The sequence below is a fragment of the Amaricoccus sp. B4 genome (assembly GCF_043226085.1).
GTDB lineage: Bacteria > Pseudomonadota > Alphaproteobacteria > Rhodobacterales > Rhodobacteraceae > Amaricoccus.
The window spans coordinates 1751148-1771530 of sequence record NZ_CP171225.1 but is presented as its reverse complement, the minus strand read 5'-3'; the positions used below and the strand labels follow the sequence as shown (position 1 = coordinate 1771530).

19 protein-coding genes are annotated in these 20383 nt (G+C 65.1%); 13 read left to right on the top strand and 6 right to left on the bottom strand.

The window, feature by feature from the left end:
* The first annotated feature begins 118 nt into the window (after nt 1–118).
* Nucleotides 119–895: a gamma-glutamyl-gamma-aminobutyrate hydrolase family protein gene (locus ACF66B_RS08535; RefSeq protein ID WP_111431539.1), complete on the top strand. Its 777-nt coding sequence runs from the start codon at nt 119–121 to the stop codon at nt 893–895.
* Here the strand turns inward: ACF66B_RS08535 and ACF66B_RS08530 are convergent.
* The 3 genes from ACF66B_RS08530 to ACF66B_RS08520 form a co-directional block, all read right to left on the bottom strand.
* On the bottom strand, nt 868–1545 hold the full coding sequence (locus ACF66B_RS08530; protein ID WP_111431540.1) for an SDR family oxidoreductase: 678 nt from the start codon (nt 1543–1545) through the stop codon (nt 868–870). The genes ACF66B_RS08535 and ACF66B_RS08530 overlap by 28 nt on opposite strands.
* A 111-nt stretch (nt 1546–1656) precedes the next feature.
* Complete coding sequence (locus tag ACF66B_RS08525; protein ID WP_111431541.1) at nt 1657–4167, bottom strand: nitrate- and nitrite sensing domain-containing protein; 2511 nt, start codon at nt 4165–4167, stop codon at nt 1657–1659.
* A gap of 102 nt (nt 4168–4269) precedes the next feature.
* On the bottom strand, nt 4270–4491 hold the full coding sequence (locus tag ACF66B_RS08520) for a hypothetical protein (RefSeq protein WP_162683403.1): 222 nt from the start codon (nt 4489–4491) through the stop codon (nt 4270–4272).
* A gap of 98 nt (nt 4492–4589) precedes the next feature.
* On the opposite strand from ACF66B_RS08520, the gene ACF66B_RS08515 reads away from it, so the two are divergent.
* A complete protein-coding gene (locus tag ACF66B_RS08515) occupies nt 4590–4856 on the top strand; it encodes a DUF2312 domain-containing protein (protein ID WP_392664669.1) in 267 nt (88 codons plus the stop codon).
* Nucleotides 4857–5207: 351 nt separating this feature from the next.
* Nucleotides 5208–5393, top strand: coding sequence for a hypothetical protein (locus ACF66B_RS08510; RefSeq protein ID WP_111431542.1), 186 nt, complete (start codon nt 5208–5210; stop codon nt 5391–5393).
* A gap of 130 nt (nt 5394–5523) precedes the next feature.
* On the opposite strand, the gene ACF66B_RS08505 is transcribed toward ACF66B_RS08510, so the two are convergent.
* Nucleotides 5524–5952: a secondary thiamine-phosphate synthase enzyme YjbQ gene (locus tag ACF66B_RS08505; protein WP_111431543.1), complete on the bottom strand. Its 429-nt coding sequence runs from the start codon at nt 5950–5952 to the stop codon at nt 5524–5526.
* 191 nt (nt 5953–6143) lie between these two features.
* Between ACF66B_RS08505 and cysE the strand changes: the two genes are divergently transcribed.
* Nucleotides 6144–7016 carry a serine O-acetyltransferase gene (cysE, locus tag ACF66B_RS08500; protein ID WP_111431544.1) on the top strand — a complete coding sequence of 291 codons (873 nt, stop codon included), beginning with the start codon at nt 6144–6146 and terminating at the stop codon, nt 7014–7016.
* Between the two features lie 93 nt (nt 7017–7109).
* Here cysE and ACF66B_RS08495 read toward each other — a convergent pair whose 3' ends face one another.
* Together ACF66B_RS08495 and ACF66B_RS08490 are read right to left on the bottom strand one after the other, a co-directional pair.
* Nucleotides 7110–7802: a DUF599 family protein gene (locus tag ACF66B_RS08495; RefSeq protein ID WP_111431545.1), complete on the bottom strand. Its 693-nt coding sequence runs from the start codon at nt 7800–7802 to the stop codon at nt 7110–7112.
* Between the two features lie 223 nt (nt 7803–8025).
* Nucleotides 8026–8208 carry a hypothetical protein gene (locus ACF66B_RS08490; RefSeq protein WP_111431546.1) on the bottom strand — a complete coding sequence of 61 codons (183 nt, stop codon included), beginning with the start codon at nt 8206–8208 and terminating at the stop codon, nt 8026–8028.
* A gap of 193 nt (nt 8209–8401) precedes the next feature.
* Between ACF66B_RS08490 and ACF66B_RS08485 the strand changes: the two genes are divergently transcribed.
* The 9 genes from ACF66B_RS08485 (at nt 8402) to uppS (ending at nt 20250) form a co-directional block, all read left to right on the top strand.
* Complete coding sequence (locus ACF66B_RS08485; RefSeq protein WP_111431547.1) at nt 8402–9223, top strand: alpha/beta fold hydrolase; 822 nt, start codon at nt 8402–8404, stop codon at nt 9221–9223.
* A gap of 132 nt (nt 9224–9355) precedes the next feature.
* Nucleotides 9356–10477, top strand: a complete 1122-nt coding sequence (locus ACF66B_RS08480) for a glycosyltransferase (RefSeq protein WP_111431548.1) — start codon at nt 9356–9358, stop codon at nt 10475–10477.
* Between the two features lie 233 nt (nt 10478–10710).
* Nucleotides 10711–12819, top strand: a complete 2109-nt coding sequence (locus tag ACF66B_RS08475; RefSeq protein WP_111431549.1) for an exonuclease domain-containing protein — start codon at nt 10711–10713, stop codon at nt 12817–12819.
* Nucleotides 12820–12822: 3 nt separating this feature from the next.
* Nucleotides 12823–14757: a DUF294 nucleotidyltransferase-like domain-containing protein gene (locus ACF66B_RS08470; RefSeq protein ID WP_392664662.1), complete on the top strand. Its 1935-nt coding sequence runs from the start codon at nt 12823–12825 to the stop codon at nt 14755–14757.
* 159 nt (nt 14758–14916) lie between these two features.
* On the top strand, nt 14917–15237 hold the full coding sequence (locus ACF66B_RS08465) for a DUF485 domain-containing protein (RefSeq protein ID WP_111431550.1): 321 nt from the start codon (nt 14917–14919) through the stop codon (nt 15235–15237).
* Nucleotides 15234–16943: a cation acetate symporter gene (locus tag ACF66B_RS08460; RefSeq protein ID WP_111431551.1), complete on the top strand. Its 1710-nt coding sequence runs from the start codon at nt 15234–15236 to the stop codon at nt 16941–16943. Before ACF66B_RS08465 ends, ACF66B_RS08460 begins: the two co-directional genes overlap by 4 nt.
* 343 nt (nt 16944–17286) lie before the next feature.
* On the top strand, nt 17287–17550 hold the full coding sequence (locus tag ACF66B_RS08455; protein ID WP_111431552.1) for a DUF4212 domain-containing protein: 264 nt from the start codon (nt 17287–17289) through the stop codon (nt 17548–17550).
* 12 nt (nt 17551–17562) lie between these two features.
* The gene (locus ACF66B_RS08450) at nt 17563–19332 is read left to right on the top strand and encodes a sodium:solute symporter family protein (protein ID WP_111431553.1); all 1770 of its coding nucleotides are present in this window, start codon (nt 17563–17565) and stop codon (nt 19330–19332) included.
* A 165-nt stretch (nt 19333–19497) separates the two neighbouring features.
* Nucleotides 19498–20250, top strand: a complete 753-nt coding sequence (gene uppS, locus ACF66B_RS08445) for a polyprenyl diphosphate synthase (RefSeq protein WP_111431554.1) — start codon at nt 19498–19500, stop codon at nt 20248–20250.
* The last annotated feature ends 133 nt before the right edge of the window (nt 20251–20383 follow it).

The following is a 20383-nucleotide window of genomic DNA, read 5'->3' as shown; positions in this document are numbered from 1 at the left end:
GTGCCGGGGCGGGGTGCAAGCGCCGGGTCCGGCTCTTGCAGCAGGCCGCCCCAAGGTGCACATCCTGTGTCGGAGGGCCGCAACGGGCGGCGCCGCTCGGCAAGGATGGAGGACCGGGGTGAAGATCGGCATTCTGGAAACCGGAGAGGTGCGGCCGGAACTGCAGGGGCGTCATGGCGGCTACCCGGCGATGTTCGAGCGCCTGCTCGGCGCGGTTGATCCCGACCTCGAGTTCATCACCGTGCGCGTGGTCGCGGGCGAGATGCCTGCCTCTCTCCACGACGCGGACGCCTGGCTCGTCACCGGCTCGCGGCACGGTGTCTACGACGGCCTGGCCTGGATCGAGCCGCTGAAGGCCTTCCTGCGCGCCGCCGTCGAGGCACGTGTGCCCGTGGTCGGCATCTGCTTCGGCCACCAGATCCTTGCCGAGGCGCTCGGCGGGCGGGCGGAGAAATCCGCCGCAGGCTGGCGGCTCGGGGTGGAGGACTACCGGCTCACGGCGCGGCCCGCCTGGCTCGAGGGCCTGCCGGAGCAGTTCGCAATGCGTGCCGTGCATCAGGATCAGGTGACGCGGCTTCCCGAGGGTGCGCATGTGATCGCGGGCTCCGAGCTCTGCCCTTATGCCGTACTCGCCTACGGGCCGCTTGAGGCGCCCGATGCGATCACGATCCAGCCACACCCGGAATTCGATGCCGCCTATCTCGACGAGCTGATTGCGCTCGGCACCGGTGCCGTCTTCCCTGCCCCGCTCGCGACCTCGGCCCGCGCCTCGCTGAGCCGGCCGGTCTCGAACGATGCCTGGGCCCGGCTCATCGTCGGCTATCTGCGCGAGGCCATTGTCGCGCGGGCGGGCAGGGCTCCTGCCGCTCAGAACGGGATCGGATTGCCGAGGTAGTCCTCGAAGATTCCCGAGGTTTCGGAAGAAAGTTCGGCAAATCGCTCGAGCAGCCCGGTCGCACTGTGGTTGAGATCGACCGGCGCGGCCCCGGTGCCCATGTCTGTGCGCACCCAGCCGGGATGATAGGCGCCGACGGCAATCCCAAGCGGCGCAAGCTCGACAGCGAGGTTGCGTGCCAGATTGACCGCCCCTGCCTTAGAGGCCCGGTAGATGTAGGAGCCACCCGCGGCATTCTCACTCGAGCCCATCGCCGAGGAGATGATCGCGACCTTCGCCCGCCCTGCGAGCCGCAGGTTGGGCAGAAGTGCGCGCACGGCAAAATAGGGACCCGCGACATTTGTCATCAGGCCGATGAACCAGTCCAGCTCCGTGCATTGCGCCTCGCGCAGCCCGCCGCGGCCGGGAAAGACCCCCGCGCTGCAGACCAGCAGATCGATCGCCACTCCCTCCATCTGCCGGGCAAGCTCGGCGTGGGCATCGGTCTTCGTGACTTCGAGTGGCAACACCTCGATTTCGGGTGGCAGCGCCGGGGAGGCATGGGGCGCACGCATCGTCGCGATCACGCGATCGCCGCGCTGCTGAGCCTGGATCGCAAGCTCGCGGCCAAGGCCGCGGCTCGTCCCGGTGATAAGTATGGTTTGTGGCATGCCGGACAGGGCTCTTTCGCGTTGAATGTGACCCTAGACGAAGCGGAACAGCAAGCGCAACTGGCCCAAAGGTAGTATTGCGGAGGCGTCTTCTCTCCCTGAGCGAGAGCCCTATTCCGCTGCTACCCGTCTCTCGCCGTGCGCGCCCCTGCGCGTCGCGGTGCCGGGTCGGAACATGGAGACGAGCTCGAAAAGATGCGCGCCGCTCTCCGCGAGGTTGTCCATCAGCTCGGCGGTGCGAAGTACCAACTCGCCGTTGCTCTGGGTCACCGTGTCGATCTCGGTCATTGCGCGGCCGAGCTCGCGGATCCCCGTGGCCTGTTCCTGGCTTGCGCCTGAGACGCGTTCGACGAGGGTGATGACCTCGGCCGTCGCCTCCTCGATACGGTTGAGCGCCAGCCCGCTCTCGCGCACCTTGTCGGCGCTCGACTGGACCTCACGCACATTGCCCGCGATCAGCTCGCCGATTTGCTTGGAAGCCTCGGCGCTACGTTCGGCGAGCAGCCGGACCTCCGCCGCGACGACCGAGAAACCCTTGCCGGATTCGCCCGCGCGCGCCGCCTCCACCGAGGCGTTGAGTGCAAGCAGGCTGGTCTGGAAGGCGATCTCGTCAATAACGTTGATGATCTCGGCCATCTCGCCCGAGGTGCTCTCGATCCCTTCCATCGCGGCGATAGCCTCGCCCGAGATCTTCGCACCGTTCTCTGCATGGATGCCAAGCTGCCGGGTAAGCTCGCGGCCGGTGTCCATGCTGTCGGCATTGCCCTGCACGGTTTCCGCCAGCCGCTCGGTGGCGTTGGCCGACTTCTGCACCGTCTCGGTCTGCCGCTCGGTCCGCATGGCGAGATCGTCTGTCGCGCTGCGGATCTCATCGGCAGTTCGCGCCACGAGTGCCGATTGCTCCTCGATGTCGTTCATGATGCGCGAGAGATTGGCCAGGGTCTCGTCGAGCGCCGTCTGTATCTCGGCGTAGAGCCCGTGGAACTCGCCATTCATCCGCTGCGTGAGGTCGCCCTTCGCAATGGCGGCGAGGCTCTTGCGGATCTGTTCGAGCCCGCTGGCGGCGGCATCGGCAATGCCGTTCACGCCAAGCGAAAGCTCGCGGAAGACGCCCTCCTTGCCATCTACCGCGATCCGGGCCGAGAAATCGCCACGTGAACAGGCCGCGACGATCGAGGCAATCTGGTCAGCCGCGGCGGCCTGGAGTTCCGCCTCGCGCTCGCGTGCGCGCAAGGCCTCGCAATGGGCAGCCTCGTCGCGCGCCTGCTGGGCCGCGACCACTTCTTCTGCCGTTGAGAGGATCGTATTGAGCCCCTCGCCAATGAGAAGGGCGACGCCCTTCAGGTCGCGCAGGCGCAGGCGGGCGGAGAAATCATGCTGGCGTACCTGGCTCAGCACCCGCTCGATACCCTTGCCCGATCTCCGCTGCAGCGCCTCTTCCTGTTCCTCGGCGGCCTGGCGGGCGCATTCCTTGCTGCAGAAGGCCGACAGCGCCTCGGAAACCTTCGCAAGATCCGGGATGCGGTTTTCCGGCACCGGGCTCCGGATGTCTCCGTGGGAAAGCGCATCAAGCCGTGTCGTCGTCGCATGGACTTCCTGGGCCACAGTGCGGGTGATCAGAAGCACCATGATGCCGGCGAGGGCCGAGAGCGTCAGCAGCAGCGCGACATGGAAGATCGTTCCGCTGGTGACCGAGGCATGTGCCGCGTCCACCTGGGCGCGGATCTCGGCCGCACTCGCCATCTCGACGTTCTTGAGCGCGTTGATCTTGTCGGTGATCGTATCGAACCACGCCGTGCCTGAAACGCCGAGAATGACGTCGGGATCGCCGGAGGCCGCGATCTGGCGCATGCGCGCCACCTCTTGCGATGGCGAACTCCGGCGCATCGTGTCGAGCGCGGTGGCAAGCTCCGGCGTCGCGGTCAGGGCGAAGGCATCAAGGAGGGTTTCCTGGGTGAGGGCGAGCGCATTGAACCGGGCAAGAACGTCGGGGGGGAAGACGCCGCCGTTCCCGGCGGCCACCGCGAAGCCCGCCGCGCCGGTCGCCCGCTCGAGCCCGGCCAGATCCTTCCCGGCCAGCAACAGGCTGTGGCGCAGGGCGGCCCGCGCCGTCGGGGCGTGGTTCATTGTCTCGGCAATGTGCGGCACAAGATTGATGAGCGTGGTATCGAGATCGGTTATCGAGCTGACGGCATCGGTGCGCGCAATCGCGACGGCGTCGATCTGCCTGCGGAGGTCCGGGAGCTTGGCGATCTTGCGTTTGGCTGCCTCATAGTCGGCCGGGAGTTGCTGGCCAGAGGCAATCAACTGAGCGCCGCCGGCAAGAAACAACTCCGCCGCCGCATCGGTGAGCTTGCGCTGATCTGAAAGCCGCGCGGCAAAGGCGGGATCGCCGCTTGCCAGAAAGCCGGAGGATTCCCCTCGCTCCCTCTGGAGTTCGTGAACAAGATTCCCGATTGTGACCGTGAGCCCCGAAAGTTCCCGATTCATTTCGATCTGCTTCCGCTTTTGCAGATCGCCGGAGATGTCGATGGCGGCAAATATATAGGCAACCGCGAAGCCGGCGGTGGCAACAATCCACATCGCCTGGGTGAGGGAAGGTCTGCGCGAAATTAACGCCATTTTGCCACCAAGCTCCTCGAATTCCCAAAAATATCAGACAGGAACGAAGCTCATGTCTCCGCGCCACCCTCTAATATTTGGTGAACGCGGGCGGTGAGGTGGTCAGAAGGAGAGGCCGACAAAAAGGAGGATGAGGCCGAACGTCGCGAGGGCCATCGAGCCGAGATTGACCGCGATCAGCTTTTGGAGCTGGGAGCGGGCCTCCTCGGGTGAAAGACCGGCCCGGCGGATCCTGAAACCGCGTAGAATGCAGAATCCGAGGCCAAACAAACCTGATACAGTCAGGATCGCCCCGGCAATTTGCAGTAAAATCAAAGCTCTCACTCCGCACTTTCCCGAATGCATAGTCGAGGCGTCTCGGGCTTGCAAGCCGGGCCGCGTGACGGGTAGGAGAACCCGGCAGGATGGCAGGAGGCAGAGCCATGGAAGAGATGATCGAGGACGAGGCCCAGACCCAGTACCGGGTCACCGCGGGCGAGCTGCGCCAGTTCGTGGAGCGCTACGAGCGGCTCGAGCAGGAGAAGAAGGACATCGCCGACCAGCAGAAAGAGGTGATGGCCGAGGCCAAGGGGCGCGGATACGATGTGAAGGTGCTCCGCAAGCTCATCGCGCTGCGCAAGCGTGACGCTGAGGAGTTGAGCGAGGAAGAGGCTGTGCTCGAGCTTTACAAGCAGGCGCTCGGCATGTGACTCGCACCTGCAGGCGGCACGGTCCGTGCGTGTCGGCGGAATGATGTGGCCGTTGCATGTTTTTTAAGCATGACGAATGATCACGGTTCGCTGAATTCGATTCTTCTGCCATATGAGGCACTTGAGCTCAGACAGCATCGTCCTGCGGCCTGAAGTCCGCCCTTTTTCGGGTGCGGATCGGCGAAAATCCCCGCATCCCGCGGGGTCCGGGCTTCCATTTGGAACCGGACAGCACGATGTCGTTGGAGGGAGGGTGCGCGCCATGATATATTCGGAGCGCGAAGTTACACGTTTTGCGTGCATTCCGTCGCCAGAAGCGGTCCGCGCAGGCAAGGTGCAGGAGTTGAGAGTATGAACGAAGTGAGCGAAGCGCAGGTTCAGGCGCTGATCGAGGAGCAGCTGGGCGAATTCCGGCAGCTCGAGAGCCTTCCCGCAACGGAAATCGAGGCGATGGCACTGCGCATCACGCGCACCATTTCCACCTACCTTGGGGAAGTCTGCGACGCCTGCGGCGGCAGCCATCGCAGCGCGGCCTGACGGCCACCAGGATCGTGGCGGAAAGAGTCAGCGACCTCATCATCATGGCGATGGCCCCGCGATGCGGGGCCATCGCGCATTCGGGCCGATCCGCGCTGCTCAGTGCGACGAGATTTCCGGGGCGCGGGTCCTAGCGCGCTGGAGCATCCGCGGCGAAATGCGCCGCCACCTGTCGCTGGTGCGGCGCGTGCCTGTGCTCGAAAAGATAGATCCCTTGCCATGTTCCGAGGAGCAGCTTGCCGCGCGCGACCGGAATTGACAGCGAAACCGGCGTGAAGGCGGCCTTGATATGGGCCGGCATGTCGTCCGGTCCTTCCATCGTATGGATGATCCAGCGCATCGAGGGATCGTCTGATGCCGGCACCAGGCGACGGAAGAAACCGTCGAGATCGGTCTGCACATCCGGATCGGCATTTTCCTGGATCAGCAGCGAGCAGGATGTGTGGCGCACGAAGAGCGTGAGCAGTCCTTCGCCATGGCCTTCCGTCCAACGGCGCACCTCGCGCGTGAAGTCGTAAAGTCCCGGTCCAGTTGTCGAAATCGTGAAGATCGTCTGCATGAGGCGAAGATTAATCTCCCTATTCGTCGTGCGAAAGCCTCCGAATACGGAACAAGACTTGTTTTTTTTCACATACCGATTAGCAAGGTAGGGGTGGGTGTGATTCACGTTAATGATATCTTGCAGGCAGGGTTGAATCCGGCGCTGATCCGCCCAATCTGAACCGAGTTGTGTATCCGGGAGCCGACGGCATGCAGCAGGTAAAAGCGAGTCTGACCAGTATCGACCCGGTCTGGACGACGATCCGCCGCGAGGCGGAAGAGATTGCGCGCGACGAGCCGTTGATGGCGAGCCTCGTTCATGCCGGTGTGCTGCATCATCGCAGCCTTGAGCGGGCCATGAGTTTCCGCATCGCCCAGAAGCTCGCTTCGCCCGAAATGAGCGATCTCATCTTGCGCGAGATCCTCGATGGCGCCTATCAGGATGACGAATCTCTCGGCGTCGCGGCGCGGGCTGACATTCTTGCGGTCTACGACCGTGACCCGGCCTGCCACGCCTATATTCACCCGCTTCTCTTCTTCAAGGGCTTCCAGGCGCTGCAGTGCTTCCGCATCGCGCACTGGCTCTGGCAGGAGGGGCGGCAGGACATGGCACGCTTCATCCAGATGCGCACCTCCGAGTGCTTCGGCGTCGATATCCACCCCAATGCCCGGATCGGGCGCGGGGTGATGATCGACCACGCCCATTCCATAGTGATTGGTGAAACAGCCGTCGTGGGCGACAATGTCTCGATGCTGCATTCCGTGACCCTCGGCGGCACCGGAAAGGAAGATGGCGATCGCCATCCGAAGATCGGCAACGGCGTGATGATCGGCGCCGGCGCCGCCGTGCTCGGCAACATCGAGGTCGGTCACTGCAGCCGCATCGCTGCGGGTTCCGTCGTGCTCGAGCCCGTGCCGCCGATGACCACGGTCGCGGGCGTGCCAGCCAAGGTGGTCGGCAAGGTCAGTTGCGCCGAGCCCGCGCGGATGATGGATCAGACGCTTGGTGAAGGCCCCGACATCAAGGCGCCGCTCGGCAAGCCGATCTGCGGCTCCAGTGGCTGCGGCGGCTCGCAGGGCTGACCCCGAAGCGAAGCCCGAAGCCCGATCCAGCAGATCTTTCCTGGCAGCGTCTCCCCGAGGGAGGCGCTGAAATCGTCTTTAGTTCCTCAAAGGTCAGGATTTACCGGCGTCCGCCGCGCCGGCCACGTCCATGTCGCGCGGCACGAGTGGGGCGAGTTCGTGGATCCGCTGCGCCGTAGCTGAATAGCACTGTCGCCAGATCAGGAAGCCCGCCGCGGCGACCGCGCCCACCATCAGCGCAAGCGGCCCGAGCATCCAGAGTGCGGCGGCGGCGGCGAAGTAGTAGTTTCGCACGCCCGCGCTGAACGAACTCAGGGCACGGCTCAACATCGCGGCGAGGGCAGGGGCCCAGGTCGGCCAGCGCTCCGACTGGTCGGGGTGCGGGCTCGAGGCCATCGCAGCCAGGAAATAGTTGAGTTGTCGCACTGACCAGATGAAATCGAATAGGCCCCGCACCAGCGGCACCAGCAGCAGCAGAGGCTTGGAGGCGTGGATCTCTACACCGGCAGCCACGTCGGAGGCCGAGAAAACCGCCCCGCCGATTCCGACGATCACGATGAGGTTCGCCGAGCCGAAGAACGAGGCGGAATTGATCGTGTGCCCGACGATCTGCGCATCGACCAGCAGGAGGTTGCGGCGCAGGAGCTGCCGCATCCAGGCCTCGCGGACGGCCTCCATGTCCGAGGTTATGTTCGGCCGGCGCCGGCCAAGCCAGACAAGGCCCTGCTCGAGCCCGAGCCAGAAAATCAGGAAGACGGCGACCGCCGCGTAGTCGAGAGATGTCATCGGCAGCCCTCCGCCTCGCTTGCCCGGCAAATGCCACGAGCCCTCAAGGGGTACGCGCCTGCCCGAGGCCGAGAGATGCACGGAACCGTGCCCGGGTTCCAGCGGCTTTTGGCCCGTACGTGGGTCAAGGCGGTCAGCGGGCGGAAGGCGGACCTTGCGGTCCCGGCCGCCCGCACCTGTCATTGCGCCGGAGCGAATGCGCCCCGGCGGCGTCCGTGCCGGATCAGCTCACGTTCGGGCCGCGCAGGATACGGATCTTCTCGCGAACCTTGCGCCACTGTTCGGCCTCGTCCGACTGACCGGCCTCTTCACAGCTCTTGGCCTTCTGGGCGGCTTCGTATTCCGCCCGATCGCCATGCGCGGCGAAGAGACGGTTCGCGTAATCGTCCACTAGCGTCATGTTCATGAGGCGTCCTCCTGGGTTCTCGGGTTGGGCGAGCACCGTAGCACAGAGCAACCACAGGTGGCACCCCTTAACCCTTACCCGGCGAGATGGCCATTTTGGCTGACGTTTCAAGGCGGGAAGCCGCCGGAAAGACGGGGTTGCGCCTCGACACCGGCGGCGGGATCGCGCTAGATCTGGCTCAAGGAGATCAGCCATGGCCGAACCGCCACCCATTCTCTTTCTGCACGGAGCCTTTGCCGGACCCGAGGTCTGGACCACCTTCATTGCGCCTTGGTTCGCGGACCGGGGTCATCGCGTTTCCGCGCCGCGGCTGCCTGGGCCCACGCTCGGCCCGGCGCGCCTCCGGGACTACGTGAAGCGGGCGCGGGAGGCCGCGGATGAGCTTGGCGGTGCTCCGATTGTCGTGGGCTACTCGCTCGGCGGGCTCGTGGCGCAGCACCTCGCGGCGCAGGGTTGCGTTTCGGGCGCGGTACTCGTCTCCTCGCCCGGCCCATGTGGCCTCGGCCCATCACTCTGGCAGCTCTCCTCGCAGGCGCCTGACGTTCTCGCCGCGACGCTTGTCGCCCAGGCGGGCGCGGGCGATCTGCTCGGGATCGACCTCATCCGCCGTGCACTCTTCACCGAGGAGACGCCGGAGGCCTGGATACGCGAGGTCTTCACCCGCCCGCTCACCCCAGAAAGCCCGCAGGCGCTCTTCGACGGCCTTACCTGGGATCTCCCGGCCTGGCCCTTCGCCCGGCTGGTGCCGACCCTCGCGATCCAGGGCGACCGGGACGCCTTCGTGCCGATCACCGATCTCTGGGCGCTCGGCCTCGTATATGGCGCCGAAACCCAGCTTCTGCGCGGCGTTGCCCACGGACTGCCCGTCGATCCGGCCTGGAAAAGCCTGGCCTGGCGCATCAACGCCTGGATCGATGAACGCAGTATCGGCCAGCGTCGTGACCGTGTGCTCGCCTCCCGTGCCCGGGGCCGCATGGCATGGCGGCCGACGGGTGAAACCGCCGCCGCTCACTGAACTGTGGCCCGGTGAGCACGATGCCGCCGATACTGTGCGAGGCCCGTCGAAAACGTCTCGCCAAGCCGGAGCCGATGCGCTAACGACTCAAGCTATCAGCTTCATACAACAATCCTTTGCGAGCATGGTCGAATGAGCGCTGCATCGTTGCCGATGACGTTGCAGGGTGTGTTTCCTTACGCCCTGGCAGGTTTCCTGGTAAGCCTCCTCGCCTGCATCGGCCTTATCCTGACGCAGCGCTGGCACGGACATTTCACTCACGATCACCTCGTCGGTGTCCAGAAGTTCCACAAGCGGCCGACCCCGCGCATCGGCGGTGCGGCGATTGCCGCGGCCTATTGCGGGCTCGCGCTCTTTCTGCCCGACGAGTTGCGCCGCGACTGGATCCTCGTCGGTGTCGCCGGAACCCCGGCGCTCGCCGCGGGGCTGATCGAGGACATCACCCGCAAGGTCGGCGTCCAGCGGCGCCTCATCGCCACCATGGGGGCTGGCCTCCTCTTCGCCATCCTCACCGGCTACGTGATGGACAAGGTCGATCTGCCCGGCGTCGACTGGCTGCTCGCCTTCACACCGGTGGCGGTGCTCTTCACCTGCTTCTCGATGGGCGGGGTTGCCAACGCGATCAACATCATCGACGGCTTCCACGGCCTCGCCTCCGGCTCGCTCATCATCATGTTCGGTGCCTTCGCCTTCGTCGGCTGGCAGGTGGGGGATCCGCTGGTCTTCTCGCTCGCGATCCTCTTCGCCGCCCTGGTGGGCGGCTTCTTCGTGGTGAACTTCCCGCTCGGCCGGATCTTCATGGGCGATGGTGGGGCCTATTTCTGCGGCTTCCTGCTCGCTGCCCTCGGTGTGCTGCTGCCGTCGCGCAACCCGGATGTCTCCGCCTGGACGGCGCTTCTCATCTGCGCCTATCCGGTGATCGAGACGCTCGCCTCCATGCGACGCAAGTCTCGCCGCGCGGGCCATAGCATCGGCCAGCCCGACCGCGTGCATTTCCACATGCTGGCCCACCGTCGTTACGCGCGCCGCCTTGTGCCCAAGAACCGCCGCCGGATCGAACTGCGCAATCCCGCGACCAGCATCATCACCTGGCTCCTGCCGGCACTCACGGCGATGCTCGCCGCCGTCGGCTACCACAGCGCACTCCTGAGCGCGGTGTTTTTCTTCTTCACTGTCTATGTCTACAGCCAAGTTTACCGTGTGATGTCGCTCAATGCACCGAACCTGCCCGTGGTAATCGCCCGCCTGCTCTGACCGGCGCCTGCACACCCAACTCCCTCTTTTCCGTGTAGAACTGCTGCGCCCCCTCGCGTATCGTCGGGCCGTCCGGGGCAGCCTAATCTTGCGGAAGGTCCGGATGCAGGCCCGATGGGACCGGACGCGAAGATCCGGCCGCTTGTCCTGGATCAAGGCCCGCCGGGGCCGGAGCGGGCAAGGCTCGCCCAAAAACGAACGGGGGAGGCGGCGCGATCCGCGGCGACAGCAACGTGACGGACCGATTCACATTCATCACTGCGAGCGCCGCGGCCGTGACATGCGGCGCGGTTTGGGCTGCAGCCCGCTTCGTCCCGCCCGATCCTGCCTGGCTGCCCGGACTCGCCTGCGCCGCAGCGGCCCTGATCGCGCCGGGGGCGCTGCTTGCCGCTCATCACCGGCTCGCCGCCGCCCCGGCCCAGCGGCTCGCCCGCGGTTTGCGGCTGATTCGCGAGGCCCGTACTCGTGACCTGCCGCTCGAAATCACAAATGCGGGCGGGCTCGAGGGCCTCTCCCGCGAATGCGCCGCCCTTGTCGAGACGTTGCGCGAGACCCGCCGCGAGGTCCGCAGCTTCGCCGAGGCCGAGGCGGCGGAGGCGGGCAACCAGAAGGCCTGGCTAGAGTCGATCCTGCAGAACCTCAACGAAGGGGTCTTCGTCTGCAATCACCAGCACCGGATCATGCTCTACAACGCCGCCGCGGTCTCGCTTGTCGGTGCCCCGGAGCATGTCGGGCTTGGCCGCGATCTCGGCGCCGTGCTCGACATCGGCCCGCTCGGCCACAGCCTCAGCCGGCTCGAGCTGCGCCTCGAGGCCGATCCTGAGGCGCGGCACGAGATCTCCGCGCCCTTCGTCTGCTCGACCCGCGACGGGGCCCAGGTCTTTCACGGCCGTATGGCGCTCCTGATCGCGCCGGGCGGCTCGATCTCGGGCTATCTCGTGACGCTTGTCGACGGTTCGCAGGACCATGCGCTGCTCGCTGGCGGCGATGCCATGCGGCACACGCTCTCGGGTGAACTCGCGCCGCGGCTCGACGAGATCCGCCGCGCTGCCGAGCGGCTGGTGAGCGACGCGCTGACCGCGGGGGAACGCGAGATGCTCGCCCGCCTCGCCGCCGATGCGAGCCGCGAGGCCTCCGAGATTACCCGCGCGGTCTCCGCCGGCCTGCGCGAGCTCCTGCTCGGCCATGCGACCATGGTCGATGTCTACGCGCTCGATCTCGCGAAGCTCGTCGCGCGCAAGCTCCCGCCTGATGCCGGGGTCCGCACCACCCTGATCGGCACGCCCGAATGGCTGCTCGCTGACAGTCTTGCCCTGGTGGAGGCGCTCGAGACGCTGGTGCTCCAGATTGCCGAAAGCCGCGGCGTGGAGGAGGTCTTCCTCGAGACCGTCGCCACCTCCGGCGGCGGGGTTGATCTGGAGGTCTCCTGGCGTGGCGATCCCGCGACGGAGGCCGAGCGCGCGGCCTGGTGCGAGCTCGACTGTTTTGGGGCCAAGGATCATCAGCGCCTCGGCAACGTGCTCGATCGCCATGGCTCCCGCCTCGAGGCGGCACCGGCCCGCCGCCCGGGCAATGCCATGCTGCGGCTTCCGCTCCGCGCGCCCCAGCGGCGGCGCCAGACCGGCGAAGCCGCCCGCCGTCCCGCAGCCCGGGCCGAGTTCTACGACGCGAACCTCATGGCGGCGCATCAGGGCGACGCCGAGCTCGCCCAGCGCCGCATGCGCGACCTGCACTTTGTGGTCTTCGATTGCGAGATGACCGGTCTTCAGCCGGGGCAGGGCGACGAGATCATCCAGATCGGTGCCGTCCCTGTGGTGCGCAACCGCATTCTCTCGGGCGAGGCGACGGAATGGCTGGTCAATCCCGGCCGCCCGATCCCGCCCGCCTCGATCCAGTTTCACGGCCTCACCGACGCCGATGTCCGCGACAAGCCCTCGATCCTCGAGGTGCTGCCCGAGTTCCGCACCTTCTGCGGCGACGCGGTGCTGGTCGCTCACAACGCCGCCTTCGACATGCGCTTTCTCACCATCAAGGAGAAGGCCGCGGGCGTGCGCTTCGACAATCCGGTCCTGGACACCATGCTCATCTCGCTGCTGCTCGACGGGCCGAAGGAGGATCATTCGCTCGACGGGCTCTCCGGACGCTACGGCATCTCGATCACCGGCCGGCACACCGCGCTCGGCGACACGATCGCGACGGCGGATCTGCTGGTGAAGATGATCGAGCGTCTGGAGGCGAAGGGCTTCGGCACCTTTGGCGACGTGATGCGGGAAACCAACATGGCAGCGGAGCTGCGCCATCGCGGCGCGGTCTTCGCCCACGGAACGGGAGCAGGTGGCTGAGGCATGGTGGACATGGCATTTGAGGGCGGCGGTACAGGCAATTCGGGCAAGGATGGGCTGGACACGCGGGGTTTCCTGCTGCAGCACCCGCCCTACGACCGGATGGACCCGGCCCATCTCGATTTTCTGCTGGCGCGGCTGAAGCCCATCACCTTCGCAGACGGCGCCGCGATCACCGATCCCGCTGCCGGGCCCGCCGAATGGTTCTACATCCTCCGCTCGGGCCTTGTTGTCGGCGAGGAAAGTGCCGAAGACGAGCGCATCTCCGGCAATGCCTTTGAGCTCGTGCCGGGCGAGTGCTTTCCGATCGGCGCGCTGGTGGCGAATCGGCCGATCCGGAATGTCCAGCGCGCGGTCGGCGATGTGGTCTGCCTCACCATGCCACGCGCCGAATTCAATCGGCTCCGCGACATCTCGACAGCCTTCAACCAGTACTGCACCCACCGCCTCTCGGGCCTTCTCGAGAAGGTCAACCGCACCGTTCGCGCCGAGGCCGCCCGCGATCTCGGTGACGACAGCTCGCTCAGCGTCTCGCTGATGGAAAAGCGCCTGCGCAAGCCGATGACGAGCGGGCCGGATGCGCCGATCTCCGAGGTGCTCGCGCGCATGAGTGGCGCGCGCATCGGCTCGATGCTCATCATCGACGCGAGCGGCGCGCCCATCGGCATCTTCACGCTCCGCGACCTCATGAACCGCGTGGCGCTCAAGGGCGTGCCCTATTCCGAGCCGATCCGGAAGGTGATGACGCCCGATCCGCTCACCATCTCCCGCTCCGCCTTCGCCTTCGAGGCGGCGATGAAGATGGCCCATGCCGGGATCCACCATCTCGTCGTGGTCGAAGGCGGGCAGCTCGTGGGCGTCGTCTCCGAGCGCGATCTCTTCTCGATGCAACGCGTCGGGCTTGTCAATCTCACCAAGTCCATCTCGACGGCGGAGAATGTCGAGGAGCTTGTCCACCTCGCCGACGACACCCATCAGCTCGTCGCACAGATGATCGCCCAAGGCGCAAAGATCGGCCAGATCGCCCAGATCATCACCCTTCTGAACGACCAGATCACCGAGCGCGTCATCGAGCTCGCGCTGGAGGATGCGGAGCTCCCCGAGGGCCTCACCTTCACCTGGCTCGCCTTCGGGAGCGAGGGCCGCGCTGAACAGACGCTCAAGACCGATCAGGACAACGGCATTCTCTTCACCCCGCCCGATGGCATGGACGCCGAAACGGCACGCGCCGCGCTCATCCCCTTCGCCGACCGGGTGAACCACGATCTCGATGCCTGTGGCTTCACGCTCTGCCCGGGCAACATCATGGCGCGCAATCCCGAGTGCTGCCTCACCTACGAGGAATGGCGCCTGCGCTTTGCCCGCTGGGTCAACCAGAGCACGCCGGAAAACCTGCTCAACGCGACGATCTTCTTCGATTTTCGCCCGCTCTGGGGCCCGCGCGAGCCAGTGCGCGAGCTGCGCCGGGCGATGTTCGGGCTCATCGGCCCGAACGGGCTCTTCCGCCGCCAGATGGCCGCCAACGCGATGCGCAACACGCCACCCCTCGGCATGATCCGCGACTTCCGCCTGAGCGGCAAGGGCGAGGAGGCCAACACGCTCGACCTCAAGGTGAATGGCGTCACCCTCTTCATCGATGCCGCCCGCATCCTCTCGCTCGCGCATGGCGTCGATGCGACCAACACGGTGGAGCGAATCGCGGGCGTGGTGCGCGCAGGCGGCATGGACCGCAACGACGCCACCGCCTGGATCGACGCCTACGACTACATTCGTCTGCTCCGGATGCGGGTGAACGAGCTCCAGGCCCAGGCCGGACAGCGGCTTTCGAACCGGATAGACCCCTCCAGGTTGAGCGAGCTTGACCGGCGCATCCTGAAGGAGGCCTTCCGGGAGGCAAAGCGCCTGCAGGCTAAACTGGCGCTTGACTACCAGCTCTGAACTCACGCAGATGTGAATGCCCGACTAATCCGTGTAAATTGACGCAAATCATGGCACCCGACGGCCTTCCCGGTGTTTGGATGGATTGCCCGTCGTGTCCGCCATCGGAGTGGACGGGCGCGACAATTGGGGGAGACACCACATGGGACCGGAAACACCGTGACCGCACCAGTTACAGATTCCGCATATGAGAAGATCAGCAGTAACCCGAAATTCCAGGAACTGATCGCACAGCGTGCCAAACTTGCGCGCATCCTGTCGATCCTTATTCTTGGGATCTATTTTGGCTTCATTCTGCTTGTGGCCTACGCGCCCGGCTTTCTTGGCACTCCGCTCGGCAGCGGTGTGACGACCATCGGCGTTCCCGTCGGGGTCTTCGTGATCGTGGCTGCCTTCGTGCTTACAGGCGTCTACGTGGCCAAGGCCAATACGACGTTCGACCAGATGAACAAGGAAATCCTGGAGGACGCCCAGAGATGACGCGCGCAGCACGCAACCTCGTCGCGACACTCACGGTGCTCGCGACCTCGGCGCCTGTACTGGCGCTGGCCGACACGATCCAGGGCGGCGAGAAGCGCTCCTCGGTGAACGTGACCGCCATCATCATGTTCCTGATCTTCGTGAGCTTCACCCTCTTCATCACCAAGTGGGCGGCCTCCCGGACGAAATCTGCGGCGGATTTCTACACCGCCGGTGGCGGCATCACCGGCTTTCAGAACGGCATGGCGATCGCGGGCGACTACATGTCGGCGGCTTCCTTCCTCGGGATCTCCGGCCTCGTCTTCGTCTCGGGCTATGACGGCCTGATCTACTCGGTGGGCTTCCTTGTCGGCTGGCCGATCGTGCTCTTCCTGATCGCGGAACGCCTGCGCAACCTCGGCAAGTTCACCTTCGCAGACGTCGCCTCCTACCGCCTGCAGCAGACGCCGATCCGCCTGCTCTCCGCGGTCGGGACCCTCACCGTGGTGGCCTTCTACCTGATCGCGCAGATGGTTGGCGCCGGCAAGCTCATTGAGCTGCTCTTCGGTCTGCCCTACGGCATCGCGGTGATCCTCGTGGGCGTGCTGATGATCCTCTACGTGACCTTCGGTGGCATGCTGGCGACCACTTGGGTGCAGATCATCAAGGCCTGCCTCCTGCTTGGTGGCGCAACCTTCATGGCGCTGATGGTGCTCGTCGCCTTCAACTTCAGCCCCGAGGCGATGTTCAAGGCCGCGACAGAGGTGCATCCCAAGGGTATCGACATCATGAAGCCCGGCGGCCTCGTGCATGACCCGATCTCTGCGATCTCCCTCGGGCTGGCGCTCATGTTCGGCACCGCGGGCCTGCCGCACATCCTGATGCGCTTCTTCACCGTCGCCGACGCCAAGGCGGCCCGGAAGTCCGTGTTCTATGCCACCGGCTTCATCGGCTACTTCTACATCCTCACCTTCATCATCGGGTTCGGCGCCATCACCTTCCTGATGAACAACCCGAACTACTTCAATACCGAGGTGGTGGACGGCGTCACGACGTGGGACAAGCTGACCGGCCTCATCGGCGGCAGCAACATGGCGGCAATCCATCTCGCCGACGCCGTGGGCGGCTCGCTCTTCCTTGGCTTCATCTCGGCGGTTGCCTTCGCAACCATCCTCGCGGTGGTCGCGGGTCTCACGCTTGCCGGCGCTTCGGCGGTCAGCCACGACCTCTATGCCTCGGTTTTCGCCCGTGGCCGCGCCACCGACGCCGACGTGATCCGGGTCTCCAAGATCTCGACGGTCAGCCTTGGCATCATCGCCATCATCCTCGGCTATCTCTTCGAGAAGCAGAACGTCGCCTTCATGGTCGGCCTCGCCTTCTCCATCGCCGCGAGCTGCAACTTCCCGGTTCTGCTCATGTCGATGTTCTGGTCGAAGCTGACGACCCGGGGTGCCTTCATGGGCGGGCTCATCGGCCTCCTCTCGGCGGTGATCATGGTGATCCTGTCGCCGGCGGTCTGGGTGAAGGTCATGGGCAACCCGGAAGGCACCGCGCCGTTCCCCTATGACAACCCGGCGCTGTTCTCGATGTCGCTGGCCTTCATCGGGATCTACGCCTTCTCGATGATCGACCACAGCCGCAACGCGGCGAAGGAGCGGGCCGCCTTCCCGGCGCAGTTCGTCCGGTCCAACACCGGTCTCGGGGCGGAAGGCGCTTCCGCGCACTGACCTCTGGTCGATCGGTCTTCTGGATGCCCCGCCCCGTGCGGGGCATCTTTTTTTGTGCCCCTCTCCGGCCGCACCGATCCCTCCGCCCGCCACATCTTGTGCACCGCAGCAACCGGGTGTGGCCAGTCCGGCCGCCGGGGCGGGCAAAACATTGGCAGATCTGCCCTGAACCCCATGAAATGCCTCATATGTCTCGCTGAATCGCAGCGTAAAGGATGATTTTTCTAGACGTGAGGTGTAGAAACATTTACGAAAAAACCACGTCAGAGAACGTAACAAAATGTCGGGCATGTTCGCCTCCGCGGCGCACTGGCCGTCACTCTGATACAAACTGGGGAGAAAAATGAGCGCTCAAAAAAAAGATGTCGGGGAATACTGGAGCCGGAATATCGGCATCATTGTTCCGTGCCTGGTCATCTGGGCATTAGTGTCGCTGGGGGCAGGGATCCTCTTCGCGCCGATGCTCAACGGGATCCATCTCGGGGGCTATCCGCTGGGCTTCTGGTTTGCCCAGCAGGGAGCCATCTACGTCTTCATCCTCCTGATCTTCTATTACGCCTGGCGCATGAACGGGCTGGATCGGGAATTCGACGTCAACGAAGAGTGAGGAACGCCCATAATGGATCTGCAGACCCTTAGCCTTATCGCGGTGGGCCTCACGTTCGTGGTCTATATCGCGATCGCGATCTGGTCGCGCGCTGGCAGCACCGAGGAATTCTACGTCGCCGGCGGCGGCATCCACCCCGTCGCCAACGGCATGGCCACGGCGGCGGACTGGATGTCGGCGGCCTCCTTCATCTCCATGGCCGGCATCATCGCCTTCCTCGGCTACACCGGCGGCGCCTACCTGATGGGTTGGACCGGCGGCTACGTGCTGATGGCACTGCTGCTCGCGCCCTACCTGCGCAAGTTCGGCAAGTTCACCGTGCCGGAATTCATCGGCGACCGCTTCTATTCCACCACCGCCCGCGCGGTGGCTGTGATCTGCCTCCTGATGATCTCGCTCACCTACGTGATCGGTCAGATGCGCGGCGTCGGCATCGCCTTCTCCAACATTCTCAACCTGCCGATCGAGCTTGGTCTCGTCGTGGGTATGGTGATCGTTGCCGTATATGCCGTTCTCGGCGGCATGAAGGGCATCACCTACACCCAGATCGCCCAGTACGTGATCATGATCTTCGCCTATTCGGTGCCCGCGATCTTCATCTCGCTGCACCTGACGGATACGGCCCTGCCGCAGTTCGGCCTTGGCGGAACGCTCGCCGACCGGCCGGACACCCACCTGCTGAGCGCCCTCGATCAGACGCTGCAGGATCTCGGCTTCGGCGCCTATACCGACCGGCCGGGCATGGGCATGTACAACATGTTCCTGCTCACGCTCTCGCTGATGATCGGCACCGCGGGTCTGCCGCACGTGATCGTGCGCTTCTTCACCGTGCCGAAGATCTCGGATGCGCGCAAATCGGCGGGCTATGCGCTCATCTTCATCGCGCTGCTCTACACGGTTGCTCCGGCGATCGCGGCGATGGCGATCTACAACTTCTCCAACACGATCCAGACCGGCCCGGTCGGCGATCCGGAAGCCAACCTGCCCTATGATCAGAAGCCGGCATGGATGGATCGCTGGGAGAACACCGGTCTGCTCATCTTCGAAGACAAGAACGGCGACGGCCGCATCCAGTACTACAACGACAAGAACCCGGACATGGTCGCCAAGGCCGACGAATGGGGCTGGAAGGGCAACGAGCTCGTGAAGTTCGACAACGACATCATGGTGCTCGCCAACCCGGAAATCGCGGCGCTCCCGAACTGGGTTGCTGCTCTGGTGGCCGCCGGCGGTATCGCCGCTGCGCTCTCCACCGCGGCGGGCCTCCTGCTCGCGATCTCCTCCTCGGTCAGCCACGACCTGCTCAAGGGCATCTTCATGCCCAAGATCAGTCCGAAGGCTGAGCTCACGGCGGCGCGCATCTCGATGCTCGTGGCCATTGCGATCGCGGGGTATCTCGGCCTCAATCCGCCGGGCTTTGCCGCTCAGGTGGTGGCGCTCGCCTTCGGTCTCGCCGCATCCTCGCTCTTCCCGGTGCTGATGATGGGGATCTTCTCCAAGCGCATCAACAAGGAAGGCGCGATCTCTGGGATGCTCGTGGGTCTCATCTCCACGATGGTCTACATCTTCCTCTACAAGGGCTGGTTCTTCATCCCCGGCACCGAAACTCTGCCGGACGACCCGAGCGGCTGGCTGCTCGGGATCAACCCGTCGGGCTTCGGGGTTATCGGTGCGCTGCTGAACTTCCTCACCGCCTATGTGGTCTCCGGCATGACCAAGCCCACGCCGGTCGAGATCCAGAAGCTCGTCGAGAACGTCCGCGTTCCGCGCGCCCAGGTCTGACCCTCAAGGCGGCCGGTTTCCGGCCAGACGCTTCCCGAAAGGCCCGCTCAGGCGGGCCTTTCACTTTTTGTGTCGGTTGCCGTCACGAGGATTACAAATTCCCTGCGCCTGTTGCGCATTGCAGCAAAGACGCCTATGCAATGGGCTTGGGTACATGAGTCATAAATGCATTACACGGATCGCCCGGCGCTCCATGTCGGGATCATCATGGATGGCAATGGGCGCTGGGCCAAGTCGCACGGCCTTGCGCGGGTCGCAGGCCACGCCCGCGGGGCGCGCCGCGTCAGCGAGATCGTCCGCGTCTGCCCGGACCTCGGCATCACCCATCTGACCCTTTATGCCTTCTCGACCGAGAACTGGCAGCGTCCGCTGACCGAGATCGACGGGCTCATGCGGCTCTTCGAACAGTATATCTGCGGCAAGATGGCGGCGCTCCGCAGCCACGATGTCCGCGTACGCTTTGTCGGCATGCGCCACCGGGTGCCCGAAGGCCTGCAGAAGCTCATGGCAAGGCTCGAATCCCATACCAGCGGTTGCAGCCGCCTCAATCTAACGATCGCCATCGACTACGGCAGCCGCGACGAGATCACCCGCGCCGTGCGCAACCTCGCGGGTCAGGCTGCAGGAGGAGGGCTCCGGCCCGAGGCGATCGACGAGGCCCGTTTCGGTGGCGCCCTAGACACCGCCGAGCTGCCCGACCCGGATCTGATCATCCGCACGTCGGGAGAGCAGCGCGTGTCGAACTTCCTGCTCTGGCAGGGGATCTATGCCGAATACACTTTCCCGCCCGAACCCTGGCCGGAATTCACCGCGGCACATCTGCGCCGCGAGATCGAGGCCTTCGGCCACCGCCACCGCCGCTTCGGCCTCGTCGATGAGCCTGAACCCGGCCCGCAGCTCGGCGGCGCCTCGGGATAACGGCCAGCTCCGGGCCGATGGCGCACGGGAAAGCGTGAATACCGACAGGCCATTACCCGCGATTTCCTCCGATCTCCTGGCCCACTTCAAGGGCTCGTCGTGATCTTCACGGTGAAGGTCCTGCTCCCACCGT